At 61.5% G+C, this 260-nt stretch carries 1 protein-coding gene; it reads left to right on the forward strand.

Annotated elements, in window-relative coordinates; translation table 11 throughout:
• Positions 1-260 (forward strand): ATP synthase F1 subunit delta (gene atpH / locus ACLJNW_RS26160; RefSeq protein ID WP_410961500.1); only part of this gene is annotated, 260 nt, incomplete at both ends.

The following is a 260-nucleotide window of genomic DNA, read 5'->3' on the forward strand; positions in this document are numbered from 1 at the left end:
TTCGAGTACGCCCAGGCTCATCAGCAACTGGCCGATTGGTCGGATGCGCTGGGTGTGCTGGCCGCAGTGTCGCAGGACGACACCGTGCGCCAGCTGCTCAAAGAGCCTCAGCTGACCTCTTCGGCCAAGGCCCAGAGCCTGATCGATGTGTGCGGCGACAAGCTGAATGCACCAGCCCAGAACTTCGTCCGGACTGTGGCTGAGAACAAGCGGCTCGAACTGCTGCCGACCATCGCTGAGATGTACGAGCAGTTGAAGGC

The sequence above is a fragment of the Salmonella sp. SAL4457 genome, from assembly GCF_046548235.1.
Lineage (GTDB): Bacteria > Pseudomonadota > Gammaproteobacteria > Enterobacterales > Enterobacteriaceae > Salmonella > Salmonella enterica.